The organism is Microbacterium lacticum (genome assembly GCF_006716815.1).
GTDB lineage: Bacteria > Actinomycetota > Actinomycetes > Actinomycetales > Microbacteriaceae > Microbacterium > Microbacterium lacticum.
The window spans coordinates 125,543-146,086 of sequence record NZ_VFPS01000005.1; the positions used below are offsets into that span (position 1 = coordinate 125,543).

Sequence of the window (20,544 nt, forward strand, 5' to 3'; positions counted from 1 at the left end):
CCTCGTGCGGGGCACTAATGGCGTCGATCTAGATGTACTGACCTCGACCGTTGTTGATTCGGTCGATGGGGGTTTTGCCTCCGATGCCGAGGTGGTGCCTGTCTAGGTTGTAGTAGTCGAGCCAGGTCGTCAACCCTGCTTTTCGGTCGTCGTTCGAGCTCCAGGGGCGGGCGTAGGCCCACTCGGTGGCGAGGGTGCGGTTGAGGCGTTCGACTTTCCCGTTGGTCCAGGGGCAGTGCGGTTTGATGAACCGCTGTCGGATGCCGTGCGCGTCGACCACGGCCTTGAACGCGGCCGAGTGGCGGTAAGCGAACGCGTTGTCGCTGATGACGCGTTCGACCTTGACGCCGAGGCGCGCGTAGAACGCGATCGCGCGGTCGAGGACGCCCGCCGCGGTGGTGCCTTTCTCGTCGTCGTGGATCTCCGCGTAAGCAACTCGGGAATGGTCGTCGATGACGGTGTGCACGTAGTCGTAACCCAGGCCCCGCTTGCGCGCAGGACGTTGCCCGCGGCCATGCAGACGCCATCCGCCGCCGTCGGGGATACGGCCGAGTTTCTTCACATCAACGTGGATCAGGGACCCGGGATGATCATGCTCGTAACGCTGCGCGGATCGGCGGGTCGCGCGGATCACGGACCCCGTGACCGGGTCCAGCTCCCGCAGCAACGGCACGTGGTGGCGGCGCAACACCCTACCGACCGTTGAGGCCTGCAAGCCGAGCTTGTCAGCGATGAACACCGGCCCACGCCGAGTGAGGTGCCGCATGATCCGCACCCTCGCCTCCACGCACGCTTTGGTCTGGCGAGGGTGGGAGCGGGCGACGCTGGAACGATCGATCAGGCCCGCCGGGCCGCACTCCCGGAACCTGCGCCACCACCGCCACGCGGTCGTGCGGGAGATCCCCATTTCCGCGGCGACATGCGCGACCGCACGCCCCGACTGGATGCGCTGAACCATGATCAACCGGCCGGCCGGAGTCAGCCGGGCATTAGCGTGAGACAAGAGAGACCTCCGTGCGTTTGAGCTGAAGAACTTAGACAGCTCCAACTCGACCCCGGAGGTCTCTCCTACGTCAACAACGATCTGGGTCAGTACACCTAGAATGCGCAGAGCCCGAAAAGCCCAGCGATCGCGATGCCAAAGTGCGTGGCGTCGAACAGTTCGGCTGTCCGAGGACATTGATTCTGTAGCCCGTGCCATTGATGTCGTGGGGGTGGCGCCGTCGGACCAGGTGTTCCTTCGGTGTCGCCAGCTGGGTGCTGAGTACGCTCGATAGCGTGAACGACGAGAGGGCTTCGGTCAGATCCGGACCTCCCGAGCGGTCGCGTGGGATCCTCCGTCATCCGCCGTTCGCCTACTTCTGGAGCGCGACGACGATCCGCGCGTTCGGCGGCGCGATCGCGGGTGTTGCGTTTCAGGTCCTCATCGTCACGGTGGTGAACGCCACCCCCCTGCAGATCAGCGTCCTGAACGCCCTCGGTGTAGTCCCGTACCTCTTCCTCGGGTTGATTGTCGGCGCACTGATGGATCGATGGAGCCGGTGCACGTGTGGTTCCTCGGCAACAGCATCGTCGTGACCGCCTTCGCCGTCTTCGTCCTTCGTGAGCTGGCTCTCCCCTCGTGCGCGTTCGGCGTCGCCCTCACGGCCGGGGGCGTCGGCGGCTTCGTCGGTGCGATGATCGCGCCCCGTGTCGGCGTGCGGCTCGGCGCCGGCAAGGCGATCCTTCTGGGCCGAGTCTTGGTCGTGATCCCGTGGCTCGTGCTCGCGCTCGCGCCGCTCACCGCCGACACCGGCGTCGCCGTCGTGCTGGTCATCGTCGCGGTCGCGCAATTCGTCTACTGCCTCGCGATGGGCATCGAAGACACGAATGACATCTCCTACCGGCAATCGGTCGCGCCCGACGGCATCCAAGGGCGCATGAACTCCACGATCCGTACCGTGAACCGCGTCGTATTCTTCTTCGGCACCCTGCTGACGGGCCTGCTCATGACGCTCCTCGGCTTCCAGGCCACGTTCGGCATCGGAGCCTGGCATGCTCGTCATTGCCGCCCTCGTCATCGTGTTCTCCCCGCTCCGAGACGCGCGGCACGAGGACACCGCAGCCTGACCCCCTGCTCGGCGCCGCCACGGCGAAGCCGTTGGCGTCGCGGTGCTAGATGTACTGACCCAGATCGTTGTTGACGTAGGAGAGACCTCCGGGGTCGAGTTGGAGCTGTCTAAGTTCTTCAGCTCAAACGCACGGAGGTCTCTCTTGTCTCACGCTAATGCCCGGCTGACTCCGGCCGGCCGGTTGATCATGGTTCAGCGCATCCAGTCGGGGCGTGCGGTCGCGCATGTTGCCGCGGAAATGGGGATCTCCCGCACGACCGCGTGGCGGTGGTGGCGCAGGTTCCGGGAGTGCGGCCCGGCGGGCCTGATCGATCGTTCCAGCGTCGCCCGCTCCCACCCTCGCCAGACCAAAGCGTGCGTGGAGGCGAGGGTGCGGATCATGCGGCACCTCACTCGGCGTGGGCCGGTGTTCATCGCTGACAAGCTCGGCTTGCAGGCCTCAACGGTCGGTAGGGTGTTGCGCCGCCACCACGTGCCGTTGCTGCGGGAGCTGGACCCGGTCACGGGGTCCGTGATCCGCGCGACCCGCCGATCCGCGCAGCGTTACGAGCATGATCATCCCGGGTCCCTGATCCACGTTGATGTGAAGAAACTCGGCCGTATCCCCGACGGCGGCGGATGGCGTCTGCATGGCCGCGGGCAACGTCCTGCGCGCAAGCGGGGCCTGGGTTACGACTACGTGCACACCGTCATCGACGACCATTCCCGAGTTGCTTACGCGGAGATCCACGACGACGAGAAAGGCACCACCGCGGCGGGCGTCCTCGACCGCGCGATCGCGTTCTACGCGCGCCTCGGCGTCAAGGTCGAACGCGTCATCAGCGACAACGCGTTCGCTTACCGCCACTCGGCCGCGTTCAAGGCCGTGGTCGACGCGCACGGCATCCGACAGCGGTTCATCAAACCGCACTGCCCCTGGACCAACGGGAAAGTCGAACGCCTCAACCGCACCCTCGCCACCGAGTGGGCCTACGCCCGCCCCTGGAGCTCGAACGACGACCGAAAAGCAGGGTTGACGACCTGGCTCGACTACTACAACCTAGACAGGCACCACCTCGGCATCGGAGGCAAAACCCCCATCGACCGAATCAACAACGGTCGAGGTCAGTACAGCTAGAACTGCCGGAGCGCGTCCTGAAGCATGCGGTGGCCCTGCTTCTCGAACGGCTCATCACCGACCTGATACGCCCACACCGCGGTGCCGACCGCTTCGCGCAGCACATCGATGGGCCAGACCTCCGGGTCGCGCGGGTCGCCGCCATAGCCCGACAGGAAGGCATCCTCCAGACGTGGATCTGCACGCCACTGCTGCGCGGCGAGCCGGCACAGGTCGCTCGCCGCAGGGCGATACGCGAACCGCCCGAAGTCGATCGCGCGAACCTGGTGCCCGTCGAATACCCAGTTGCGCGGCTGCCAATCGCCGTGCGTGGGCACCACGAGGATCGGACGCGGCGAGTAACCCGACAGAGTCTCGCGCACGCGGTCGACGACATCGTCGGCGATGCGGTGTGCCTGCGCCAGGCGCTCGAGCGCACGATCCGTCTCGCGGGACTCGTGCTCGTCATCGAGCCGTCCGTTCTCGCCGTGGAACGCGCGCAGCACTGCACCGGCCTGCGCGTAGAGCTCGGGGGAGCGCTCGGCCGCCGTCCCCTCGACGAGTGTTCCCGGCGCGAACGTGGTGATGAGGATGTTGCTCTCGCGATCTGCGGCGACCAGGCGGGCGCACAGGTCCTGCGACAGCAGCGCGCCCGTCGCGGACTCGTGGGCGGTGATCTCTCGCCCGATGTGATGATCGTCCGGACCGGCCGCTTTGACGACGAAGTGCTCCGCGCCCGCTTGCACGTGAAGGACGCGCGTGTCGACCAGTCCCCACGACATGTCGGACACCAGCTCGATCTCGTCGCCGAGGTGCGCGCGCACGAAGTCTCGCTGTCCTCTCGACAGTTTTCCGGCGGTCCAATCCGTCGTCACGAGGCACCAGCCTAGACAGGCCCGCTCGGCGCCGTCGTGGCGGTGCGGATGCCCGGAGTGATGCACACCGTCACCGGCAACGAGATCCCGCTCGTGCTGCTCGCCGTCTTCGCCGGATCGGCCGCCCTGCTCGTGATCAGTGACGACGCGCCCGATCCCACCGCGACGGCGGCGGGCGTCGCCGTGTCGGCGCTGGTCGCGCTCGGCCTCTTCTGGGTGCAGTTGCGCGCCCGCCGCGCCCAGCCCGCACTCGATAAGGACCTCCACGACGCTCTCGGAGCGCGGTGGCGATCGCAGGCGTCGACGCCCTCGACATCGCCCACGCCGGCCGCACGATCCGGACTCGCCTGGCGCCACGGCATCCTGCTGCCGTGCGGCCGCCGACGCCCCGGCGTCGAGCGCTGGCGCGACCTCCGCTACGGGCCCGACGCGCGCGCACCGGCTCGACGTGTACCGGGACTTCGCCCCGGCGACGGCGCGGCCGGTCGTCGTGCACCTGCACGCCGGCGGATTCGTCCAGGGCGCGAAGAGTCGCGAGAGCCGGGCGCTTCTGCTGCAGCTCGCCGCACACGGCTGATGCGCCATCAGCGCGAACTACCGACGTCGCGCCGCCGGAGCGTTCGCCGCGTCGCAACTCGACGTCGCCCGCGTGATCGCGTGGGTGGCCGAGCACGCCGATCGCCTCGGCGTCGACACGCGGCAGATCTACGGATATCTCGGACCGCGCGGCGCCGACCCGTCGTCTTCACCCACATACCGGATCCGCCCCGACGCCTCGTCGCCGGTCATGATCGTGCACGGCGCGCGCGACACCGCGCTTGCCCCCGCGCAGGCGCGCGCGGTGGCCGCGACGATCCGCGCGGCATCCTCGTCACCCGTCCGCCGACGCCGAGCTGCCCGAGAGGCAGCACGGATTCGACCTGCCCGTCCTGCCCAGGCCATCACGCGCCGCCCGCCTCGCTCAGCGCCGCCCGGAGCGCACGCGAGAGGCCCCCGCCGATCTGATCGACGGGGGCCTCTCGATGTGGGGAAGCGGCTTACTTGAAGGCATCCTTCACGTTCTCGCCGGCCTTCTTGACGTCGGCCTTGGCCTGCTGGGCCTCGCCCTCCGCCTCGAGCTTCTCGTTGCCGGTGACCTTGCCGAAGCCCTCCTTGGCCTTGCCGCCGAGGTCTTCTGCCGCGTTCTTGATCTTGTCGTCGAGTCCCATCGGGATCCCCTCTCTATCGCGATTACCTCGACCGTACGGCGCGGCGGCCGGGCGAGGGAGGGGGTTGACGGCGGCGGCGGCAGGCTCTAGGAATCCGCGGACGCGGTCTGGGTGGATGCCGCGCGGTCGCGCGCGACCGCCTCGCCCAGCAACTGGCCGCCGCTCGTCAGCAGCGCGCGCCGCCACGGCAGCACGCCCTCGATCTCGATCTGGATCGACATCGACAGCACCGTGCGGATCACGACGATGAGTCCGAGAATCAGCGCGTCTTCGATCGACGGCTTCGAGGTGATCGTGCGGATGAGATCGGCCGCGACGAGCGCCTCGAGCCCGAGGAGGATCGCCGCGCCGAGCGTGTTCCGCAGCACCAAGTAGGCCGCCCGCGCGCTCTCCTTGCGGGCGAGGGTGCGCACGGCGAGCACCACGGCGACGACGAACCCCGCCACCATCGCGATCGCGCCGATGATCTCGAAGACCCCGCGATCACGGTGAAGAACGACTCGACCGTCTCCGACATGTGTCACCGCCCGGAAGGAACGAAGGAGCGAGGATGCCCCGTGGCATCCCTTCGCGAACGCCACGCCCACAATGTAGCGCGCCCGCGGGGCGCGCCCGCGCACGCGAAACGGCCCGGGCGAACCCGGGCCGTTTCGACGGATCGTGCGAGGAGCGGGGCGGCTCAGTACCAGCCGTTCGACTCCGAGTGGCCCCACGCGCCGCACGGGTTGCTGTAGCGGCCGGCGATGTAGCCAAGGCCCCAGGCGATCTGCGTGGCGGGGTTGGTCTGCCAGTCGGCGCCGGCCGAGGCCATCTTGCTGCCGGGGAGGGCCTGCGGAATGCCGTAGGCGCCGCTCGAGTTGGCCGCGTTCACGCGCCAGCCCGACTCGCGGTTCCACAGCGACACGAGGCAGGCGAACTGGTCGTCGCCCCAGCCGTAGTTGGCGGCCATCATCGAACGGGCGATGCCCTGGGCCGAGGCCGGGTCGACGTTCACGTCGACCGACGGCACCGACGACGACGAAGAGGAGGACGACGACGACGAGCTCGCCTCGGCCTCCGCGGCGGCTGCAGCGGCAGCGGCTTCGGCGGCGGCCTGCGCGGCGGCGGCCTCGGCGGCAGCCTGTGCGGCGGCGGCGGCTTCCGCGGCAGCCTTGGCGGCGGCCTCTTCTTCGGCCTTCTTCTCGATCGCGGCGTCGAGCTGGCCGCGCAGGGTCGCCGTCGTGATGCGCACGTTCTGGATCTCGGCGGTCGCGTCGGTGGTGAGCGCGGGGATCAGGAGCGTCGGCATGATGTCGAGATCGCCCAGCTTGTCGATGTACACGCCGAGCGCGCGGGTGTCGACGACGGTGTTGGATGCCGGCACCGTCAGCCCCGACGCGTCGATGTCGGCCGTCACGGCGCGGGCCTCGGCCACGGCGTTGCGCGCGTCGACGAGCGCAGAGGCGCCCTTCTCGGTCATCGAGCTCAGCGGCGCGGAGATGCGCTCGGAGTGGTCGGCGGCGGCGGATGCGGTCGTGTCGGAACTCGGAGGCAGTGCCGCGCCGGTGGTGGCGAGCATCCCAGCGACGAGACCGGCGCAGACGAGGACGGGCGTGGCAGAGCGGAAAGGCAGACGAGGCATAGAGGTACTTCCGGTGAATCAGCACCGCGATAGCAGAGAGCAACCGGCGGCGTGCGTCCTCGGGTGGACACGAGGTCACAGCTTCACAACGCTTTCTGGACGGAACGGGTGTGCTTCCTGAGTGGAACCTGAGTGCCGCCGCTCGCCGAGTGGGCTTCTTGGGGGCTCTACTCTCCGTCCGAGGGCCGGTATAGAGTCGCGAGCGAGAGTGACTTTTGGCGATAACCAGGGAGCACAGACCATGGCATACGAGCCCGCACAAGAGATCGTCGACGCGGTCGGTGGTCCCGACAACATCGCGAGCCTCACGCACTGCGCGACGCGTCTTCGATTCCAACTGAAAGACGGCGACAAGGCCGACAAGAACACCGCGGAGAAGATCCCCGGCGTGCTCGGAGCGGTGCCGCAGTCGGGCGACCGCTTCCAGGTGGTCATCGGCGGCGGCGTGCAGAACGTCTACAACGAGATCATGGCGCTGCCCGTGATGGCGGGTGTCGGCACGGGCGGCGGCGCGGCCGCGTCCGGCGGTGGCGGCGCGGGCGAGAGCGACGCCGACATCAAGGCGCGCGAGCGCGCCAAGGGGCCGCGCGGCACGAACGCGTGGCTCGACACCCTGTTCGAGTTCCTCTCCGACTCGTTCCGCCCGATCCTCGGTGCGCTGCTCGGCGCGTCGCTGTTCATCACGTTCATGGCCCTCGCGGCGACGCTCGGCTGGATCCCCGCGTGGAACTCGCCGGGCGTCGAGCTGCCGCCGTCGTGGGCGTTCGTCAACCTGATGTGGAAGTGCGTGTTCATCTTCCTGCCGCTGATGGTGGCCTACAACGCGTCGCAGAAGATCGGTGCCGACCCGTGGGTGGGCTTCGCGATCATGGCCGTCGTCATGCTCCCCGGCTTCACGGACCTCGGAAAGACCCAGGATGCCGTGCAGACGACGTTCCTGGGCTCCGACATCACCACGGTGCAGGTGTTCGGGATGCCGTTGACCATCTTCGACTACAGCTCCCAAGTGTTCCCGCCGCTGCTCATGGCGGCGGTGCTCGGCCTCGTCTACAAGGGTCTGCGGAAGATCATCCCCGAGAACATCCAGCTGATCTTCGTACCCTTCCTCGCGATGCTCATCATGATCCCGCTGACGGCCTTCCTCATCGGCCCGATCGGCGTCTACGCGGGTGCGGCGCTGGCGAATCTGCTGAGCTCGATCAACAACTTCTCCCCGTTCATCTTCGCGATCGTCATTCCGCTGGCCTACCCGTTCATGGTGCCGCTGGGCCTGCACTGGCCGATCAACGCGATCATGCTGCTGAACATCCAGACCCTCGGCTACGACTTCATCCAGGGCCCGATGGGTGCCTGGAACTTCGCGTGCTTCGGTGCGACCGCGGGTGTGCTCGTGCTCGCCTGGCGTGAGAAGGACAAGCAGATGCGCCAGACCGCGACGGGTGCGCTCGCCGCGGGTCTGCTCGGCGGCATCTCGGAACCCTCGCTCTACGGCATCCATCTGCGATACAAGCGGATCTATCCGCGGATGCTGGTCGGATGCCTCACCGGCGGTCTCATCATCGGTATCGGCTCGCTGATTCTCGGCCTTCCGAACGGCATCACGACGCAGGCGTTCGTGTTCACGTCGCTGCTCACGATCCCCGCCTTCAACCCGATCGGGCTGTACGCCATCGCGGTGCTCGGCGCGTTCGTCGTGGCGATGGTGCTTGTCATGATCTCGGGCTACAAGAACCCGGCCGACGCCGAGCCGGCGCTCGCCGGGGCGACGACCGCCACCGAGGACGCACGCATCGCGGGAGGTGCGGCCGATGAGGCCGCCAGCGTGTCGAACGTCGCCGGCGGCGAGGAGCTGTTGCCCGGTGCCGGTGCGGGAGCCGCCGGAGCGGCCGGGGGAGCGGCGGCCGGTGCGGCCGCGGGATCCGCGACCGCGCTCGCGACGAAGGGCGAGGGCGAGGCGACCGACGTCGGCGCGCTCATACAGGTGGCGTCGCCGCTCGACGGCACGGCGGTCGGCCTCGACACGGTGCCCGACCCTGTCTTCGCGGGCGGGGTGATGGGCCCGGGCGTCGCCGTCGAGCCGACAGGCGACACGGTCTACGCCCCCGGCGCGGGAACGGTCGTCGCCGCGCAGCCGACCGGCCACGCGTTCGGCCTGCAGCTCGACAACGGCGTGGAGGTGCTGATCCACGTCGGCATCGACACGGTGAATCTGAAGGGCGAGGGGTTCGACGTCAAGGTCAAGAACGGCGACCGCGTCGAGACCGGCACGCCGCTGGTCACCTTCGACCGCGCCGTGATCGAGAAGGCTGGCTATCCGCTGATCACCCCGGTGATCGTGCTGAACGGCGACGCGTTCGACACCGTCGATCCCGTGAAGCTCGGCCCGGTCTCGCACGGTGAGCCGCTGCTCAACATCCAGAAGAAGGCCTGACGGGGGCGCGCCGCCCGCCACCGGTGGGTGGGCGGCGGGCGCGTGTGGGTCGTGGGTTCTGGCGTCGCCGGCGCAACTGCAAGGGATTGTGGGCGACACGCCGTGTTGTGGCCGCGCCGGGCGGCGTGTCGCGGCCGAAACCTTGCAGTTGGGGTGTGCGAGGTTGGCGGGCGGCATCCGCGTGGGGGTGTGGGGTGGGATGTGCGGCATCGCCCGCACAGGCCTCGCTGTCTTCGACGCAACTGCAAGGGATTGGTGGCGACACGCCGTGTTGTGGCCGCGCGGAGCGGCGTGTCGCGCCGGCGGCCTTGCAGTTGGGGCGGGTGGTCGGGGCGAGCGGTCAGTGGGCGACGGTCAGTGCGGAGCGCGCAGGGCCGCAACGGCGTCCCACACGGCAGTCGCGACCGCGCGCTTGGTGCCGGATGCCTCGCCGACGGCATCGCCCGCGGCGTCGAGGATCAGCACCCGGTTGTCGGGGCTCTCGAAGCCGCTCTCCCAGCCGACACGGTTGACGACGAGCAGGTCGACGCCCTTGCGCTGCGCCTTGCGGCGGCCGCGGTCGGCGAGCTCGGCGTCGCTGTCCGCGGTCTCGGCGGCGAACCCGACGATCGTCTGCCCCGGCCGGCGCGCGGCGACGAGCCCGGCGAGGATGTCGGGGTTCGTCGTCAGCTCCAGGCGGGGAACACCGTCCTCCTTCCGCAGTTTCGTGTGCGAGACGGCGGCGACCCGGTAGTCGGCGACCGCCGCGACCATCGCGACCACGTCGGCCGTCGCCGCGGCATCCGTCATCGCCGCTTCCAGTTCGGCGGCGGTGCTCACGCGCACGATCTGCACGCGCGGGTGGGTGGATGCCTCCGTGAGCACGCCGTCGTCGACGTGGGCGGCGACGAGCGTGACCTCGGCGCCGCGGCCGGCGGCGTCGAGGGCGAGCGCGGCACCCTGCCGGCCGCTGGAGCGGTTGCCGAGGTACCGCACCGGGTCGATCGGCTCGCGGGTGCCGCCGGTCGAGACGGCGACCCGCAGGTCGGCGAGGTCGACACGAGGGACGAGGCCCGGCGACGCGCCGTCCTCGGGCCGCCTCCCGACGGCGTCGACACGAGGGACGAGGCCCGGCGACGCGGCATCCGTCGCGGCATCAACCGCGCTGTCCGACGACGGGCCCGTCGACGGGGCACCCGGGTCCGGGGCATCCACGATGCGGAGCGCCGCCGTGAGGATCTCGTCGGGCTCGACCATCCGGCCCGGGCCGCTGTCGCCGCCGGTGAGCGGTCCGTCGGCGGGTCCGACCACGTGGATGCCGCGCCCCTGCAGCACCCGGATGTTCGCCTGCGTGGCCGCGTGCTGCCACATCGCCGTGTGCATCGCGGGCGCGACGACGACGGGCGCCGTCGTGGCGAGCAGGGTGACACCGAGCAGCGAATCGGCGATGCCCGCCGCCATCTTCGCGAGCGTGTTCGCCGTCGCCGGCGCGATGATCACGAGGTCGGCCGAGGTGCCGAGCGCGACGTGGCGCACCTCGGCGACGTCGTCGTGCACGCTCGTCGTGACAGGATTCCTCGAGACGGCCTCCCAGGTGGCCGTGCCGACGAAGCGCAGCGCATCGTCGGTGGGAACAACGTGCACCTCGTGACCGTTCGTCACCAGTGCGCGAACCAGCTGCACCGTCTTGTACGCGGCGATGCCGCCCGTCACACCCACGACAACGAACATGGTCCGATCCTGCCACGCAGGGTCAGCGGAGAGGTCACGAGCACCGTGTGCACCGTCATCGTCCACGTCCCCGAGACGCCCGGCGCACCGGTGCGCCTGCTCGCCGTCCGCGATGAGGACCCGGCGCGCGCCTGGGATCCGCTCGGCGCCTGGTGGCCCGAGAGCCCCGACGTCGTCGGCGTGCGTGACCGGCGTGCGGGCGGCGCGTGGCTCGCACGCCGGTCCCGCCGCGGGGCGCATCGCCGTCATCCTCAACCGCGCCGACATCGTGCCGGACGGTGACGCTCCGATCGAGTCCCGCGGACGGATCGTGCTGGATGCCGTGGGCGGAGCCGCGCTCGAGACGCCGCCGCACACCCACGGTTTCAACCTCGTCGAGCTGACCGCCACGGGCGCGACCGTCACGATGTGGGACGGCGACGCGCTCCGGCGCGTGGAGCTCGCTCCGGGCATCCACATGATCGCGCACGACGAGGTCGACGATCCGGCGACGGCGCGCATCGCGGCGTGGCGTGACGCGTTCGACGCGCCCGAGACGGTCGGCGAGGAGTGGCGGGAGCAGTGGCTCGACACCCTCGAGCGCACGAGCGCGGTCGGCCCCGTCGACGACCGCGCGATCGTGCGCGACAACCGCCCGTTCGGGTATCCGACGCTGTCCCTGCTCGTGTGCACCGCCTCCGTCGGGGCATCCGGCGTCGACGTGCGCTACGGCGAGTTCGCCGAGCCGGGGGTGTGGAACCGGCCGGTCGTGCACTGACCGGCCTCCCGGGCGCGGATGCACGGAATGACTGCCGGGATCGTGTCGGTGGCCCCTGGTAGCGTCGCGCTCGTGAGCACAGGCGACGCGGCGGCACCGGGCGACGCGAACGCGCCCGAGGTGATCTTCTTCGCGGATGCCTCGGCATTCCGTGACTGGCTTGTCCGATGACAACCCATCTGTAGCTCCTGCCATCGATTCTGTGGTTGTGACAACCGACCTGTAGTTTTCGCCAACCGATCTGTAGTTCGAGATGTCCGACCCCGCTCGTATGGTTTGCGCATGCAGGTCAGATCAGCGACGGCGCGGGTGCTCATCACCGTGAAGGCATCGCCCCAGCCGTCGGCGAAGTACGGCGACACGGTGTGCGTCGCCGGCATTCGGGTCGACGGGGGACGGGCCGAGTGGATCCGTCTCTATCCGCTCGCGTTCCGCTGGATGGGTGTCGAGCAGCAGTTCAAGAAGTTCGACCTCCCCCCGCACCGTCGAGCACCACATCGCGGCGGTGCTGCGCAAGCTCGATCAGCCGACGCGGGCGCGTGCGGTGGCCGCTGCGCGGGAACGCGGTCTGCCGGCATCCCTGTAGCCGCCGGGGCAGGCACGATGGCCGCGACCGGTTCCGTCGGACGGTCTCAGCTCAGCTCAGCTCAGTTCAGGGCGACAGCGGCCTCCGGCGTCGCGACGCGGAAGGTGAAGGTCTCCTCCAGGTACAGCTGGACCGAGCCCGCGTCGTGCGAGGAATACCCGATGGCGAGGTCCTCGCCGGACTCGAGGATGAAATCCCCGCCGCGCAGACTGAGGACGACGGGCTGGGCGATGCCGGGCACCCACACGATCGGACCGTCCAGGATGCGCTTCACGTGCGTGAGCAACGGCGCACCTCCCGCGTCGTTTCCCCCGGTGATCTCCACCCAGGTGTCGCGATCGACGGCGAGCGCGTACGGACCGCCCACATCGGACTGCTGCAGGACGGCGACGGCCGCGGCGATGCGCACCGCGAGGCGGTCCGGCCGGTCGCCCACCGCGATGGGATCGTGCGGGGATGCCTGCGCGATACCGGTCATCCCCAGCGCCGCCCATCCGTCGAACACGGTGGCGTTCTCGACCCGGGCGATCGCCAGCGCGGCGTGATCGAGCGGACTGAGGTCGACATCGACAGCGCCTCGCGACGCGGCATCGAGCTCCGTGCGCGCCAGCGAGAAGTCGGCGCGCACCTCCGCCAGCGGAAGCACCACCCGAGGCCGCGCGCTCACGCCGTCGACGGGCGCCGGCACCACGGGGCCGACCCGGCCGGTGTTCGTCGCGGAATGACGCCAGCCGAACGGTCCGGTGAAGTCCACCACGCGCCGTGCGCCCAACGCCACCGAGAGCCGGGACTTCGCCTCGGCGTCGATGACGTCCCACGTGTCGGAGGTGATCGGAGCGTGCGAACGCAGGAGGTGATTCACGATGCGGTCCTTTCATCGGCGGATGGGTTCAGAGACCCGATACCCAAGGAGAGATCGGCGCCGGGCCCGTCGGGCGCCTCGTCATGGTCGGTCCGCTCGTCCGGGTCGTCCTGGTCGTCCGGTTCGTCGGGGCCGTCCTCGTCGTCCGGTTCGTCGGCGAGAGCGCCGAGCAGGGCGGCGGAGGGAGCGAAATAGGTGCTCCCCGTCTGCGGCGTGGAGAAGTCGAGCAGCCGGTCGTGCAGGCCGGGTGGATCGCCGATGAACATGCGCTCCAGCATCCGCTCGAGCACCCACAGGTGCCGCGTGTAGCCGATGAAGTACGTTCCGTATTCGCCGAGGGCGGGGCGCGCGAACGGCATGTTGTCGCGCAGGATGTCGTGCTCGCCGGCGTCGTCCACGATCGTCGTGAGCGTCTTGTGCGACTTCTGGCCGCTGGTGGCGTCGGGCAGCTCCACGTTGTCGGCCTTGCGGCGGCCCATGATGGCCTCCTGCTGCTCGGTCGTCAGCGCCTGCCACATCGACAGGGGGTGCGTGTACTTCTGGACGACGACGTAGCTTCCGTCGGCGTAGGCCGGATCCTCGTCGCCGACGAGGGTGGATGCCGGAAGGTCGGGACCCACCGGATTGGCCGTGCCGTCGACGAATCCCAGCAGATCGCGGGTGTCGAAGTATCGGAAGCCGGAGACCTCGTCGGCCGTGCTGACGGCGGTTCCCAGCGACTCGAGCAGAAGACGCTCGAGCTCGTAGCAGAGATCGGCCCGGTCGGCCCTGATGTGGAAGAGCAGGTCGCCGGGCGTGGCGATGGCGGTGTGGGTCGGGCCGACGATCTCGCGGAAGGGATGCAGCTCTGCCGGCTTCGCGCGGCGCGTGAGTCGATCCCAGACCCGTGCTCCGATGCCGACGGTGCAGGACAGGCGTCCGGATAGGTCCCGGAAGCCGGCCGTCTTGATGAGATCGTCCAGGCCGGAGATGACCTCGCGCACGGTGCTCATCGCATCCGCCGCGTCGGCGACGACGAGCACGAGGAAGACCGCCGTGCGTGTCAGCGGCGCATCCACCTGCTGCGGTGCGATCGGCACCCGGTTTCCGTAGCCGTCCGTCATGAGACCGCGCCGGAATGCCGATCGGTCGGACCGGCGGTCTCGCCGGTCCGACGCACCCGCACTGCTCTCGCCATGCCCACACCTCGCTCGCCGCCGATACCCAGTCTACCCCAGCGCCTGCGAGGCGCCACGTCGGCGCTCAGCCTGCGCCGCGCATGTGCTCCTGCACGAGTGCGTCGTACTCTTCGTCGGGCAGGTCGTCGAAGCCGGCGGCGTCGCGCCGGTCGCTGCGCATCCACCGGATCATGAGGATCACCAGCACCGGGACATCGGCGACCTCGGCGATGAACCAGAGGAAGTCGCCCGCCAGGTGCTGGTCGTGCAGCGGGGTCGGCCACCAGCTCGCGGCTCCGGCGATCGTGGGTGCGTGGTCGACGACGGCATCGGTCAGGCGCAGCAGGATGCCGGGGATCGAGTCGATGAGCAGCTCGACGAACGCGAGCAGGAACTCGATGGTGATGAACAGCCCGGTGTGCGCGGCGGTCAGCGCGAACAGGGGCACGACCATGGCCAGTCGCAGCAGCGGCACCGCGACTCCGAGGACGGTCGCGATCCACGGCGTTCCGCGCAGCGTCCACGCCAGCGGGGTGAGGAATACGCAGAACACCACGGCGATGAAGATCGTCGCGAAGACGGCGTTGCCGAACAGGCGGACGAGGCGCCACCGCATCACGGTCGCAGCTACTGCACGCGCGGCTCGTCGTGGTTGAGGGTCAGCAGCGTGTCGTGTCCTTCGAAGGAGACGAACCCGCCGCCGGCGGAGGTCTGCAGCCACCGCGCCGCGTCGCTGGCGGGCCCCTCGCGCAGTGCGGTCGCCGCGAGCGGGTGCTCGCGACCGATGTGGTTGACGACGCCGTCGAGCTGCACACGCAGTCCGCGGGCATGCGCCTGGGCGACGAGCTCGTCGAAGTCGGCGTGGTCGCCGAGTCGGGGATCGATCCGGAAGTGGTCGACGGTGTCGTAGCCGTGGCTGCTCGACGCGAAGATCGGACCGAGCGCGACGCCGGACGCGCCGAGCTCGACGACGTGGTCCAGCCACGGGACGATCCGCCGCAGCCGATGCTCGTCGGATGCCGGTGGCCCGCCGGTCGGTGCCGGGTACGCGCCGACGAAGTCGAGCGGGTAGACCCGCCACCAGATGGCGTGCGCGATCCACGCGGGCTCGGAGAACGTCACGGTCGCGCGTCTCGCATCCGGGAATGGGAGGCGGGCGGCCACCAGGTGTACGCCTACTTCAACAACGACGGCGGTGGCAACGCGGTGCGCGACGCCCGCGCCCTGCGTGCGGCACTCGCCTGACGAACCGGCTCAGGGCTCCTCCACCTCGCCCAGCGAGACCGGCCGGATCAGCAGGCGGCGACGGTCGCGCGTCCACACGGCGTGATCGACGCGATGCTCGGCGCGCGTCGTGAACCGGTACCGGTAGGAGAGCACCCGGACCCACCGCGGGCGCTGGCCGGCCAGCGGATCGACCCGCAGCAGCCGCAGCGTCGGACCGTCGGCTTCGAGCAGCCGCACCACGAACGCCGTGAACCAGTCCTCCAGCGACTGACCCAACGGCAGGAACCACATCAGCCAGTCCAGGCGCAGATGATACGGCGCGTACTGGCGGGGGATGCGCCGGACGTCGCCGGGCTTGCCCTTGAACTGGTACTCGTGCCACTCGGCCGTGTCGGGATCGGCATCCGTCGTCGCCTCGACGATGTACTCGATGCGTTCCTTCGTGACGGTGCCGAACGCGCCGTACGCGTTCGCGAGCTGCCAGCGGTTGAAGCTCGCGTTCATGAGTTGCCGGCGGGCGAAGAGATTCCGCAGTGCGGGCCAGCTGAGCACGACATACGCCAAGCCCAGTGCCGAGGTGATGACGATCCAGTAGAGCGGGATGCCGTTGATCAGCCAGGGCTGCGTTTCGGCCGGCTGCGTTCGCTCGACGACCGACTCGGCACCCGAACCGGGGATCGACATCGCGGAGAAGGCCAGGACGATCGTCGCCCAGTTCAGCCATGCGAAGTTGCCCGTGAGCACGAGCCACAGCTGCGTCAGGGCGACGATCGCCGCCGCGCCGCAGCCGACCAGCGCCGGCACGGGGCCGGGGATCCACAACCCCAGGATCGGGGCGAACAGGAACCACGGCACGACCAGCTGCGAGAAGTGGTTGACGATGACCTCCAGCCGGTGGAACCACGCCGGCAGCAGATGCGCCTGACGGCTGAGCGGGCCGGGCATCGGCTGGGTCTCGTAGTGGTACATCAGCGCCGTGAGGTCGCGCCATTCGCGGCCGCCGCGGATCTTGATCATCCCGGCGCCGAATTCCAGCCGGAACAGCAGCCACCACATCAGCACGATCACGACGGTCGGCGGCGGCTGGTCGTTCGACCCGAGGAACGCGGCGAGGAAGCCGGCCTCGAGCAGCAGCATCTCCCAGCCGAACCCGTAGAAGGTCTGCCCGATCGACGAGATCGACATATACCCGCCCCACAGCAGCAGGAAGGCGATCATGGGCACCCACGGCGGTCCCAGCTGCGGAACGCCCGCGACGATGAGCGCCGCCACCGCGATCCCGGACCAGCACAGCACGGCCAGCCGGCGGTCGGTGTAGGCGATCCGCCGGAACAGCGTCGGGCGCAGCAGCTTCGCCCGCGACGGGTTCTCCCGCGCCCAGGCCAGCAACTGCGGCGCAGGCTGCAGACCGTGCTCGCCCAACAGGGGCCGGAACTGGTTCAGGGTCGAGACGAAGGCGACCAGGTACAGCGCGGCGATCCCCCGCTCGAGGATCTGCCGCGCGATCTCGAAGTCGACCGCGGCGAAGCCGTCCATGCCTTCAGAGTACGCCCGGACGGCGGACGGGTCGGAGTCAGGCGCCGGGCGACAGGTCCGGTGACGTGCGGATGCCGAAGTCGTGACGCAGCGCGCTCAGGGCGGCGTACCAGCCGCCCAGGCCGTGCACGCCGGGGCCGGGCACCGCCGACGCGGTCGCCAGGTACACGCCCCGGATCGGCGTGCGCCAGGGATCTCGTGACAGGGTGGGGCGCCGGAAGAGCTGGTCGAGGGTGGGCGCACCGGCGGAGATGTCGCCGCCGATGTAGTTCGGGTCGTGTCGCTCGACATCGACGGCCGTGCGTGACGAGACGGCGAGGATCGTGTCGCGGAAGCCGGGCGCGAACCGCTCGAGCTGCGCCGTGACGGCTTCGGCGCGGTCGAGGTCGCTGCCGGCCGGCACGTGCGTGTACGCCCACAGGGTGTGCATCCCCGCCGGCGCCCGCGTCGGGTCGAAGACGGACGGCTGCGAGGCCAGGACGTAGGGGCGGTCGGGGTGGATGCCGCGCTGGACGGCATTCTCGGCGGCGGCCATCTCGGCGCGCGTCCCGCCGACGTGGATCGTGCCGGCCCGGCGCACCTCGGGGTCGTCCCATGGGACCGGCTCGCTCAGGGCGAAGTCGACCTTCGCGACGGCATTGCCGTAGCGGAAGTGCTCCAGCACGCGTCGGTAACGGGCGCTCATCCGATCGCCGGCCATCCGCACGAGCGCCCGAGGCGTGACATCCAGCAGCACCACGCGCGCGTCGCCGAGTTCGGCGAGCGAGGTGACCTCGTGATCGCAGATCAGCTCTCCGCCACGGGCGCGCAGGTCGTCGACGAGCGCGTCGGCGATCGCCTGGCTCCCGCCCGCCGGGATCGGCCAGCCCTGCGCGTGCGCGTAGGCGTGCAGCGCGAGCCCGGCGCCGGCGCCGGCCAGGCTCGGCTGCGCGAGGATCGCGTGCGCGGCGACGCCGGTCAGCAGCGCCGGCGCAGCCTCGCCGCGGAAGCGCAGGTTCCACAGCGGTCCGCCCTGTTCGGCGGCTCGCAACGCGAAACGGGCCGCGGTCACCGGATGCCGCGGCAGCCGCAGCAGCGACGATCCGGTGAACTGCGCCACGCGGGCGGCATTCTCGGACAGCGGCCGCAGGAGCCGCTCGTAGGCGCCGCCGTCCCGGCCCAGACTCTCGGCGGTGCGCCCCAGGTCGCGGTAGGCGACGCCGGCGCGACCGCCGTCGAGCGGTTGGGCGAACGAGATCTCGGGGGTGATGAAGTCCACGCGTTCGCGCAGCCCGAACGCCCGGAAGAACGCGGACTCGAAGGCGAGCGGGTGCACGGCCGAGCAGACGTCGTGGCGGAACCCGGGCAGGGTCAGTCCGTGGGTGGACGAGCCGCCCCCCGGCTGCGACGAGCGTTCGTACACCCGCACTCGGAGTCCGGCGCGGGCGAGAGTGACCGCTGCGGCGAGCCCGTTCGGGCCGGCGCCCACCACGATGGCGTCGAGCGGAAGATCCTGTCGCGGCATCGGCCCCTCCTTCGTCGATCGCGGAAATGAACACGCTCCCTCGCCAGGATAGGTGCGCGCCGCGCCGTCGGGTCGGGTCCGTTCACCGGATCCGGGAATCCCCGGCGGCATCCCTCGGTTGTCGACACCATGACAACGATCGGAATCATCGGAGCAGGACACATCGGATCGCAGCTGGCACGGGCCTTCACCGGCCTCGGCTACGACGTCGTCATCGCGAACTCGCGGGGACCGGAGACACTCTCCGCGCTCGTCGCGGAGATCGGGCCGAAGGCCCGCGCGGCCACGGCCGAGGAGGCCGCCGAGGCCGCGGACTTCGCCGTCGTCACCGTCCCGCTGAAGGCCATCGACGAGATCCCGGTCGCGCCCCTGGCGGGCAAGATCGTCCTGGACACCTGCAACTACTACTGGGAGCGCGACGGCCACATCGCCGCTCTCGACCGGGGCGAAGCCACCACCTCGGGCCTGGTCCAGGAGCATCTGCCGACCTCGAAGGTCGTCAAGGCGTTCAACCACATCACAGCGGCCGACATCACGAGCACCGGCAGCCCGGCCGGCACTCCCGACCGCCGCGCCCTCGGCACGGCATCCGACTATCCCGACGCGATCGCCCTCGTCACCGAGCTGTACGACCGGCTCGGCTTCGACACCGTCTCGGCAGGCCCCCTCAGCGAGTCGTGGCGCCTCGAGCGCGACCGACCGGCGTACGTCGTCCGGCAGAACGCCGAGGAGCTGCGAGCCAACCTGGCGAAGGCGTTCCGCGTGCCGCCGACCGCCGACTGACCGCCGGCGGGTCGAGGCCTGTCGGCGTCCCAATCGGCGGCGTACAGTCGCGCCCATGATCACCGACGATCCGACACTGACGAACCCCGACCACTACCGCACCCTGTGGGAGAACGAGTTCGTCCGCGTGCTCGAGTACACCGACGAGCCGGGCGACAGCACGACACCGCACGACCACCCCAACACGGTCATGGTGACGCTGAGCTCGTTCTCACGCAGGCTCTCGGCAGGCGAGCGCACCTTCGACACGCAGCTTCCCGCCGGGAAGGCGGTGTGGATCGCCGCGCAGCGGCACTCCGGCCGCAACACCGGGGACACGCCCACGCACACGATCCTCGTCGAACTCAAAGGCGTTTCGGCTGGGGATGCCGGCAGCGGGGCACTCGGTCCGCAATCCTGACATCCCGGGGTGGACGGTGTCGGCGACCCCGCCGTTCATCGAGCCGCAGCCCATGGCGCAGACGCCGGCGGCCGCCGCGCCGGCCACCGCTGCGTCTTGCCGCGGGGGCGTAGCGTGGTGTCGTCCGGCGACGGGAGGAGCCGCATGACCGATCCGCACGTGCACGAGCACGACATGTCCAGCATGGAGATGGCCGGTCACGACATGGCCGGCATGGATCACCACGCGCACGCAGGCCACGGCGGGATGTCGGGGCACGTCGCGCAGTTCCGTCGGCTGTTCTGGATCAACCTGGTGCTCGCCGTGCCGGTCGTGGCGTTCTCGAGCATGTTCGCGATGCTGCTGGGCTACACGCTTCCCGGCATCCCCGGTCTGAGCCTGGTCTCACCTGTGCTGGGCACCGTCATGTACGTGTGGGGCGGCCGGCCGTTCCTGGTCGGTGCGGTGGGCGAGCTGCGCGCGCGCCGCCCGGGGATGATGCTGCTGATCGGTCTGGCGATCACGGTCGCCTTCCTCGCATCATGGGGTTCGACGCTGGGGCTGCTGGGTCACGAGCTCGACTTCTGGTGGGAGCTGGCGCTGCTGATCGTCATCATGCTCCTGGGGCACTGGATCGAGATGCGTTCGCTGGCGCAGACGACCTCCGCCCTGGACTCGCTCGCCGCTCTGCCTAGCCGTCA

The 20,544-nt window shown here is 69.9% G+C and carries 21 protein-coding genes and 2 pseudogenes; 11 read left to right on the forward strand and 12 right to left on the reverse strand.

Annotated features, from left to right (window positions below):
- Positions 1–28 precede the first annotated feature (28 nt).
- A complete protein-coding gene (locus FHX68_RS12930) occupies positions 29–1,003 on the reverse strand; it encodes an IS481 family transposase (RefSeq protein WP_141920277.1) in 975 nt (324 codons plus the stop codon).
- A 275-nt stretch (positions 1,004–1,278) separates the two neighbouring features.
- Between FHX68_RS12930 and FHX68_RS16000 the strand changes: the two genes are divergently transcribed.
- The 3 genes from FHX68_RS16000 (at position 1,279) to FHX68_RS12940 (ending at position 3,228) form a co-directional block, all read left to right on the forward strand.
- On the forward strand, positions 1,279–1,578 hold the full coding sequence (locus tag FHX68_RS16000; RefSeq protein ID WP_229661665.1) for an MFS transporter: 300 nt from the start codon (positions 1,279–1,281) through the stop codon (positions 1,576–1,578).
- Positions 1,533–2,183 carry an MFS transporter gene (locus tag FHX68_RS16005; RefSeq protein WP_229661666.1) on the forward strand — a complete coding sequence of 217 codons (651 nt, stop codon included), beginning with the start codon at positions 1,533–1,535 and terminating at the stop codon, positions 2,181–2,183. The genes FHX68_RS16000 and FHX68_RS16005 overlap by 46 nt, the downstream gene beginning before the upstream one ends.
- Before the next feature lie 70 nt (positions 2,184–2,253).
- Positions 2,254–3,228 carry an IS481 family transposase gene (locus FHX68_RS12940; protein WP_141920280.1) on the forward strand — a complete coding sequence of 325 codons (975 nt, stop codon included), beginning with the start codon at positions 2,254–2,256 and terminating at the stop codon, positions 3,226–3,228.
- On the opposite strand, the gene FHX68_RS12945 is transcribed toward FHX68_RS12940, so the two are convergent.
- A complete protein-coding gene (locus FHX68_RS12945) occupies positions 3,225–4,349 on the reverse strand; it encodes a protein kinase family protein (RefSeq protein WP_229661504.1) in 1,125 nt (374 codons plus the stop codon). The two genes, FHX68_RS12940 and FHX68_RS12945, sit on opposite strands and share 4 nt — an antisense overlap.
- 181 nt (positions 4,350–4,530) lie before the next feature.
- Here FHX68_RS12945 and FHX68_RS16185 point away from each other — a divergent pair, with 181 nt between their 5' ends.
- Positions 4,531–4,659, forward strand: coding sequence for a hypothetical protein (locus tag FHX68_RS16185; RefSeq protein WP_255314017.1), 129 nt, complete (start codon positions 4,531–4,533; stop codon positions 4,657–4,659).
- Between the two features lie 460 nt (positions 4,660–5,119).
- Here FHX68_RS16185 and FHX68_RS12950 read toward each other — a convergent pair whose 3' ends face one another.
- The 3 genes from FHX68_RS12950 to FHX68_RS12960 form a co-directional block, all read right to left on the reverse strand.
- The gene (locus FHX68_RS12950; protein WP_141380184.1) at positions 5,120–5,290 is read right to left on the reverse strand and encodes a CsbD family protein; all 171 of its coding nucleotides are present in this window, start codon (positions 5,288–5,290) and stop codon (positions 5,120–5,122) included.
- A gap of 86 nt (positions 5,291–5,376) precedes the next feature.
- Positions 5,377–5,871 (reverse strand): DUF1622 domain-containing protein, encoded by a 495-nt coding sequence (locus FHX68_RS12955; protein WP_229661505.1) that lies wholly within the window; start codon positions 5,869–5,871, stop codon positions 5,377–5,379.
- A gap of 98 nt (positions 5,872–5,969) precedes the next feature.
- On the reverse strand, positions 5,970–6,911 hold the full coding sequence (locus FHX68_RS12960) for an aggregation-promoting factor C-terminal-like domain-containing protein (RefSeq protein WP_141380183.1): 942 nt from the start codon (positions 6,909–6,911) through the stop codon (positions 5,970–5,972).
- A gap of 241 nt (positions 6,912–7,152) precedes the next feature.
- Between FHX68_RS12960 and FHX68_RS12965 the strand changes: the two genes are divergently transcribed.
- Positions 7,153–9,342, forward strand: coding sequence for a glucose PTS transporter subunit IIA (locus FHX68_RS12965; protein WP_141380182.1), 2,190 nt, complete (start codon positions 7,153–7,155; stop codon positions 9,340–9,342).
- Positions 9,343–9,696: 354 nt separating this feature from the next.
- On the opposite strand, the gene FHX68_RS12970 is transcribed toward FHX68_RS12965, so the two are convergent.
- A complete protein-coding gene (locus tag FHX68_RS12970) occupies positions 9,697–11,052 on the reverse strand; it encodes a bifunctional phosphopantothenoylcysteine decarboxylase/phosphopantothenate synthase (RefSeq protein ID WP_141380181.1) in 1,356 nt (451 codons plus the stop codon).
- 184 nt (positions 11,053–11,236) lie between these two features.
- Here FHX68_RS12970 and FHX68_RS12975 point away from each other — a divergent pair, with 184 nt between their 5' ends.
- Positions 11,237–11,809 (forward strand): NRDE family protein, encoded by a 573-nt coding sequence (locus tag FHX68_RS12975; protein ID WP_229661507.1) that lies wholly within the window; start codon positions 11,237–11,239, stop codon positions 11,807–11,809.
- A 442-nt stretch (positions 11,810–12,251) separates the two neighbouring features.
- Positions 12,252–12,395, forward strand: coding sequence for a hypothetical protein (locus tag FHX68_RS15300; protein WP_170214210.1), 144 nt, complete (start codon positions 12,252–12,254; stop codon positions 12,393–12,395).
- Positions 12,396–12,456: 61 nt separating this feature from the next.
- Here FHX68_RS15300 and FHX68_RS12980 read toward each other — a convergent pair whose 3' ends face one another.
- The 4 genes from FHX68_RS12980 to FHX68_RS12995 all read right to left on the reverse strand — a co-directional run bounded on the left by FHX68_RS12980 (position 12,457) and on the right by FHX68_RS12995 (position 15,536).
- Positions 12,457–13,257, reverse strand: coding sequence for a family 1 encapsulin nanocompartment shell protein (locus tag FHX68_RS12980; protein ID WP_141380180.1), 801 nt, complete (start codon positions 13,255–13,257; stop codon positions 12,457–12,459).
- A complete protein-coding gene (locus FHX68_RS12985) occupies positions 13,254–14,336 on the reverse strand; it encodes a Dyp-type peroxidase (protein WP_244926867.1) in 1,083 nt (360 codons plus the stop codon). The genes FHX68_RS12980 and FHX68_RS12985 overlap by 4 nt, the downstream gene beginning before the upstream one ends.
- A gap of 163 nt (positions 14,337–14,499) precedes the next feature.
- On the reverse strand, positions 14,500–15,030 hold the full coding sequence (locus tag FHX68_RS12990; RefSeq protein WP_141380188.1) for a cytochrome c oxidase assembly protein: 531 nt from the start codon (positions 15,028–15,030) through the stop codon (positions 14,500–14,502).
- Positions 15,031–15,041: 11 nt separating this feature from the next.
- Entirely contained in the window at positions 15,042–15,536 is a 495-nt protein-coding gene (locus tag FHX68_RS12995) for an alpha-amylase family glycosyl hydrolase (RefSeq protein ID WP_141380178.1), read from the reverse strand.
- A gap of 6 nt (positions 15,537–15,542) precedes the next feature.
- Here FHX68_RS12995 and FHX68_RS16010 point away from each other — a divergent pair.
- Positions 15,543–15,659, forward strand: a pseudogene (locus FHX68_RS16010) (DUF72 domain-containing protein); the annotation flags it as partial.
- 9 nt (positions 15,660–15,668) lie between these two features.
- Here the strand turns inward: FHX68_RS16010 and FHX68_RS13005 are convergent.
- Together FHX68_RS13005 and FHX68_RS13010 are read right to left on the reverse strand one after the other, a co-directional pair.
- Positions 15,669–17,177, reverse strand: a complete 1,509-nt coding sequence (locus FHX68_RS13005) for a lipase maturation factor family protein (protein WP_141380177.1) — start codon at positions 17,175–17,177, stop codon at positions 15,669–15,671.
- 37 nt (positions 17,178–17,214) lie between these two features.
- The gene (locus tag FHX68_RS13010; RefSeq protein ID WP_141380176.1) at positions 17,215–18,681 is read right to left on the reverse strand and encodes a phytoene desaturase family protein; all 1,467 of its coding nucleotides are present in this window, start codon (positions 18,679–18,681) and stop codon (positions 17,215–17,217) included.
- A 129-nt stretch (positions 18,682–18,810) separates the two neighbouring features.
- Here FHX68_RS13010 and FHX68_RS13015 point away from each other — a divergent pair, with 129 nt between their 5' ends.
- From FHX68_RS13015 to FHX68_RS16015, 3 genes and pseudogenes are all read left to right on the forward strand, one after another.
- Positions 18,811–19,464 carry an NADPH-dependent F420 reductase gene (locus FHX68_RS13015; protein WP_141380175.1) on the forward strand — a complete coding sequence of 218 codons (654 nt, stop codon included), beginning with the start codon at positions 18,811–18,813 and terminating at the stop codon, positions 19,462–19,464.
- A gap of 55 nt (positions 19,465–19,519) precedes the next feature.
- Positions 19,520–19,864: a cupin domain-containing protein gene (locus FHX68_RS13020; protein ID WP_141380174.1), complete on the forward strand. Its 345-nt coding sequence runs from the start codon at positions 19,520–19,522 to the stop codon at positions 19,862–19,864.
- Between the two features lie 174 nt (positions 19,865–20,038).
- A pseudogene (locus FHX68_RS16015) lies at positions 20,039–20,533 on the forward strand (heavy metal translocating P-type ATPase); the annotation flags it as partial.
- Positions 20,534–20,544: the final 11 nt, after the last annotated feature.

Bases quoted from the DNA above. Each gene is read 5' to 3' on its own strand.
- FHX68_RS16005 (WP_229661666.1), top strand. From the start codon at position 1,533: ATGGAGCCGGTGCACGTGTGGTTCCTCGGCAACAGCATCGTCGTGACC.
- FHX68_RS12950 (WP_141380184.1), bottom strand. From the start codon at position 5,290: ATGGGACTCGACGACAAGATCAAGAACGCGGCAGAAGACCTCGGCGGC.
- FHX68_RS12960 (WP_141380183.1), bottom strand. From the start codon at position 6,911: ATGCCTCGTCTGCCTTTCCGCTCTGCCACGCCCGTCCTCGTCTGCGCC.
- FHX68_RS12965 (WP_141380182.1), top strand. From the start codon at position 7,153: ATGGCATACGAGCCCGCACAAGAGATCGTCGACGCGGTCGGTGGTCCC.
- FHX68_RS12970 (WP_141380181.1), bottom strand. From the start codon at position 11,052: ATGTTCGTTGTCGTGGGTGTGACGGGCGGCATCGCCGCGTACAAGACG.
- FHX68_RS12990 (WP_141380188.1), bottom strand. From the start codon at position 15,030: ATGCGGTGGCGCCTCGTCCGCCTGTTCGGCAACGCCGTCTTCGCGACG.
- FHX68_RS13005 (WP_141380177.1), bottom strand. From the start codon at position 17,177: ATGGACGGCTTCGCCGCGGTCGACTTCGAGATCGCGCGGCAGATCCTC.
- FHX68_RS13010 (WP_141380176.1), bottom strand. From the start codon at position 18,681: ATGCCGCGACAGGATCTTCCGCTCGACGCCATCGTGGTGGGCGCCGGC.
- FHX68_RS13015 (WP_141380175.1), top strand. From the start codon at position 18,811: ATGACAACGATCGGAATCATCGGAGCAGGACACATCGGATCGCAGCTG.
- FHX68_RS13020 (WP_141380174.1), top strand. From the start codon at position 19,520: ATGATCACCGACGATCCGACACTGACGAACCCCGACCACTACCGCACC.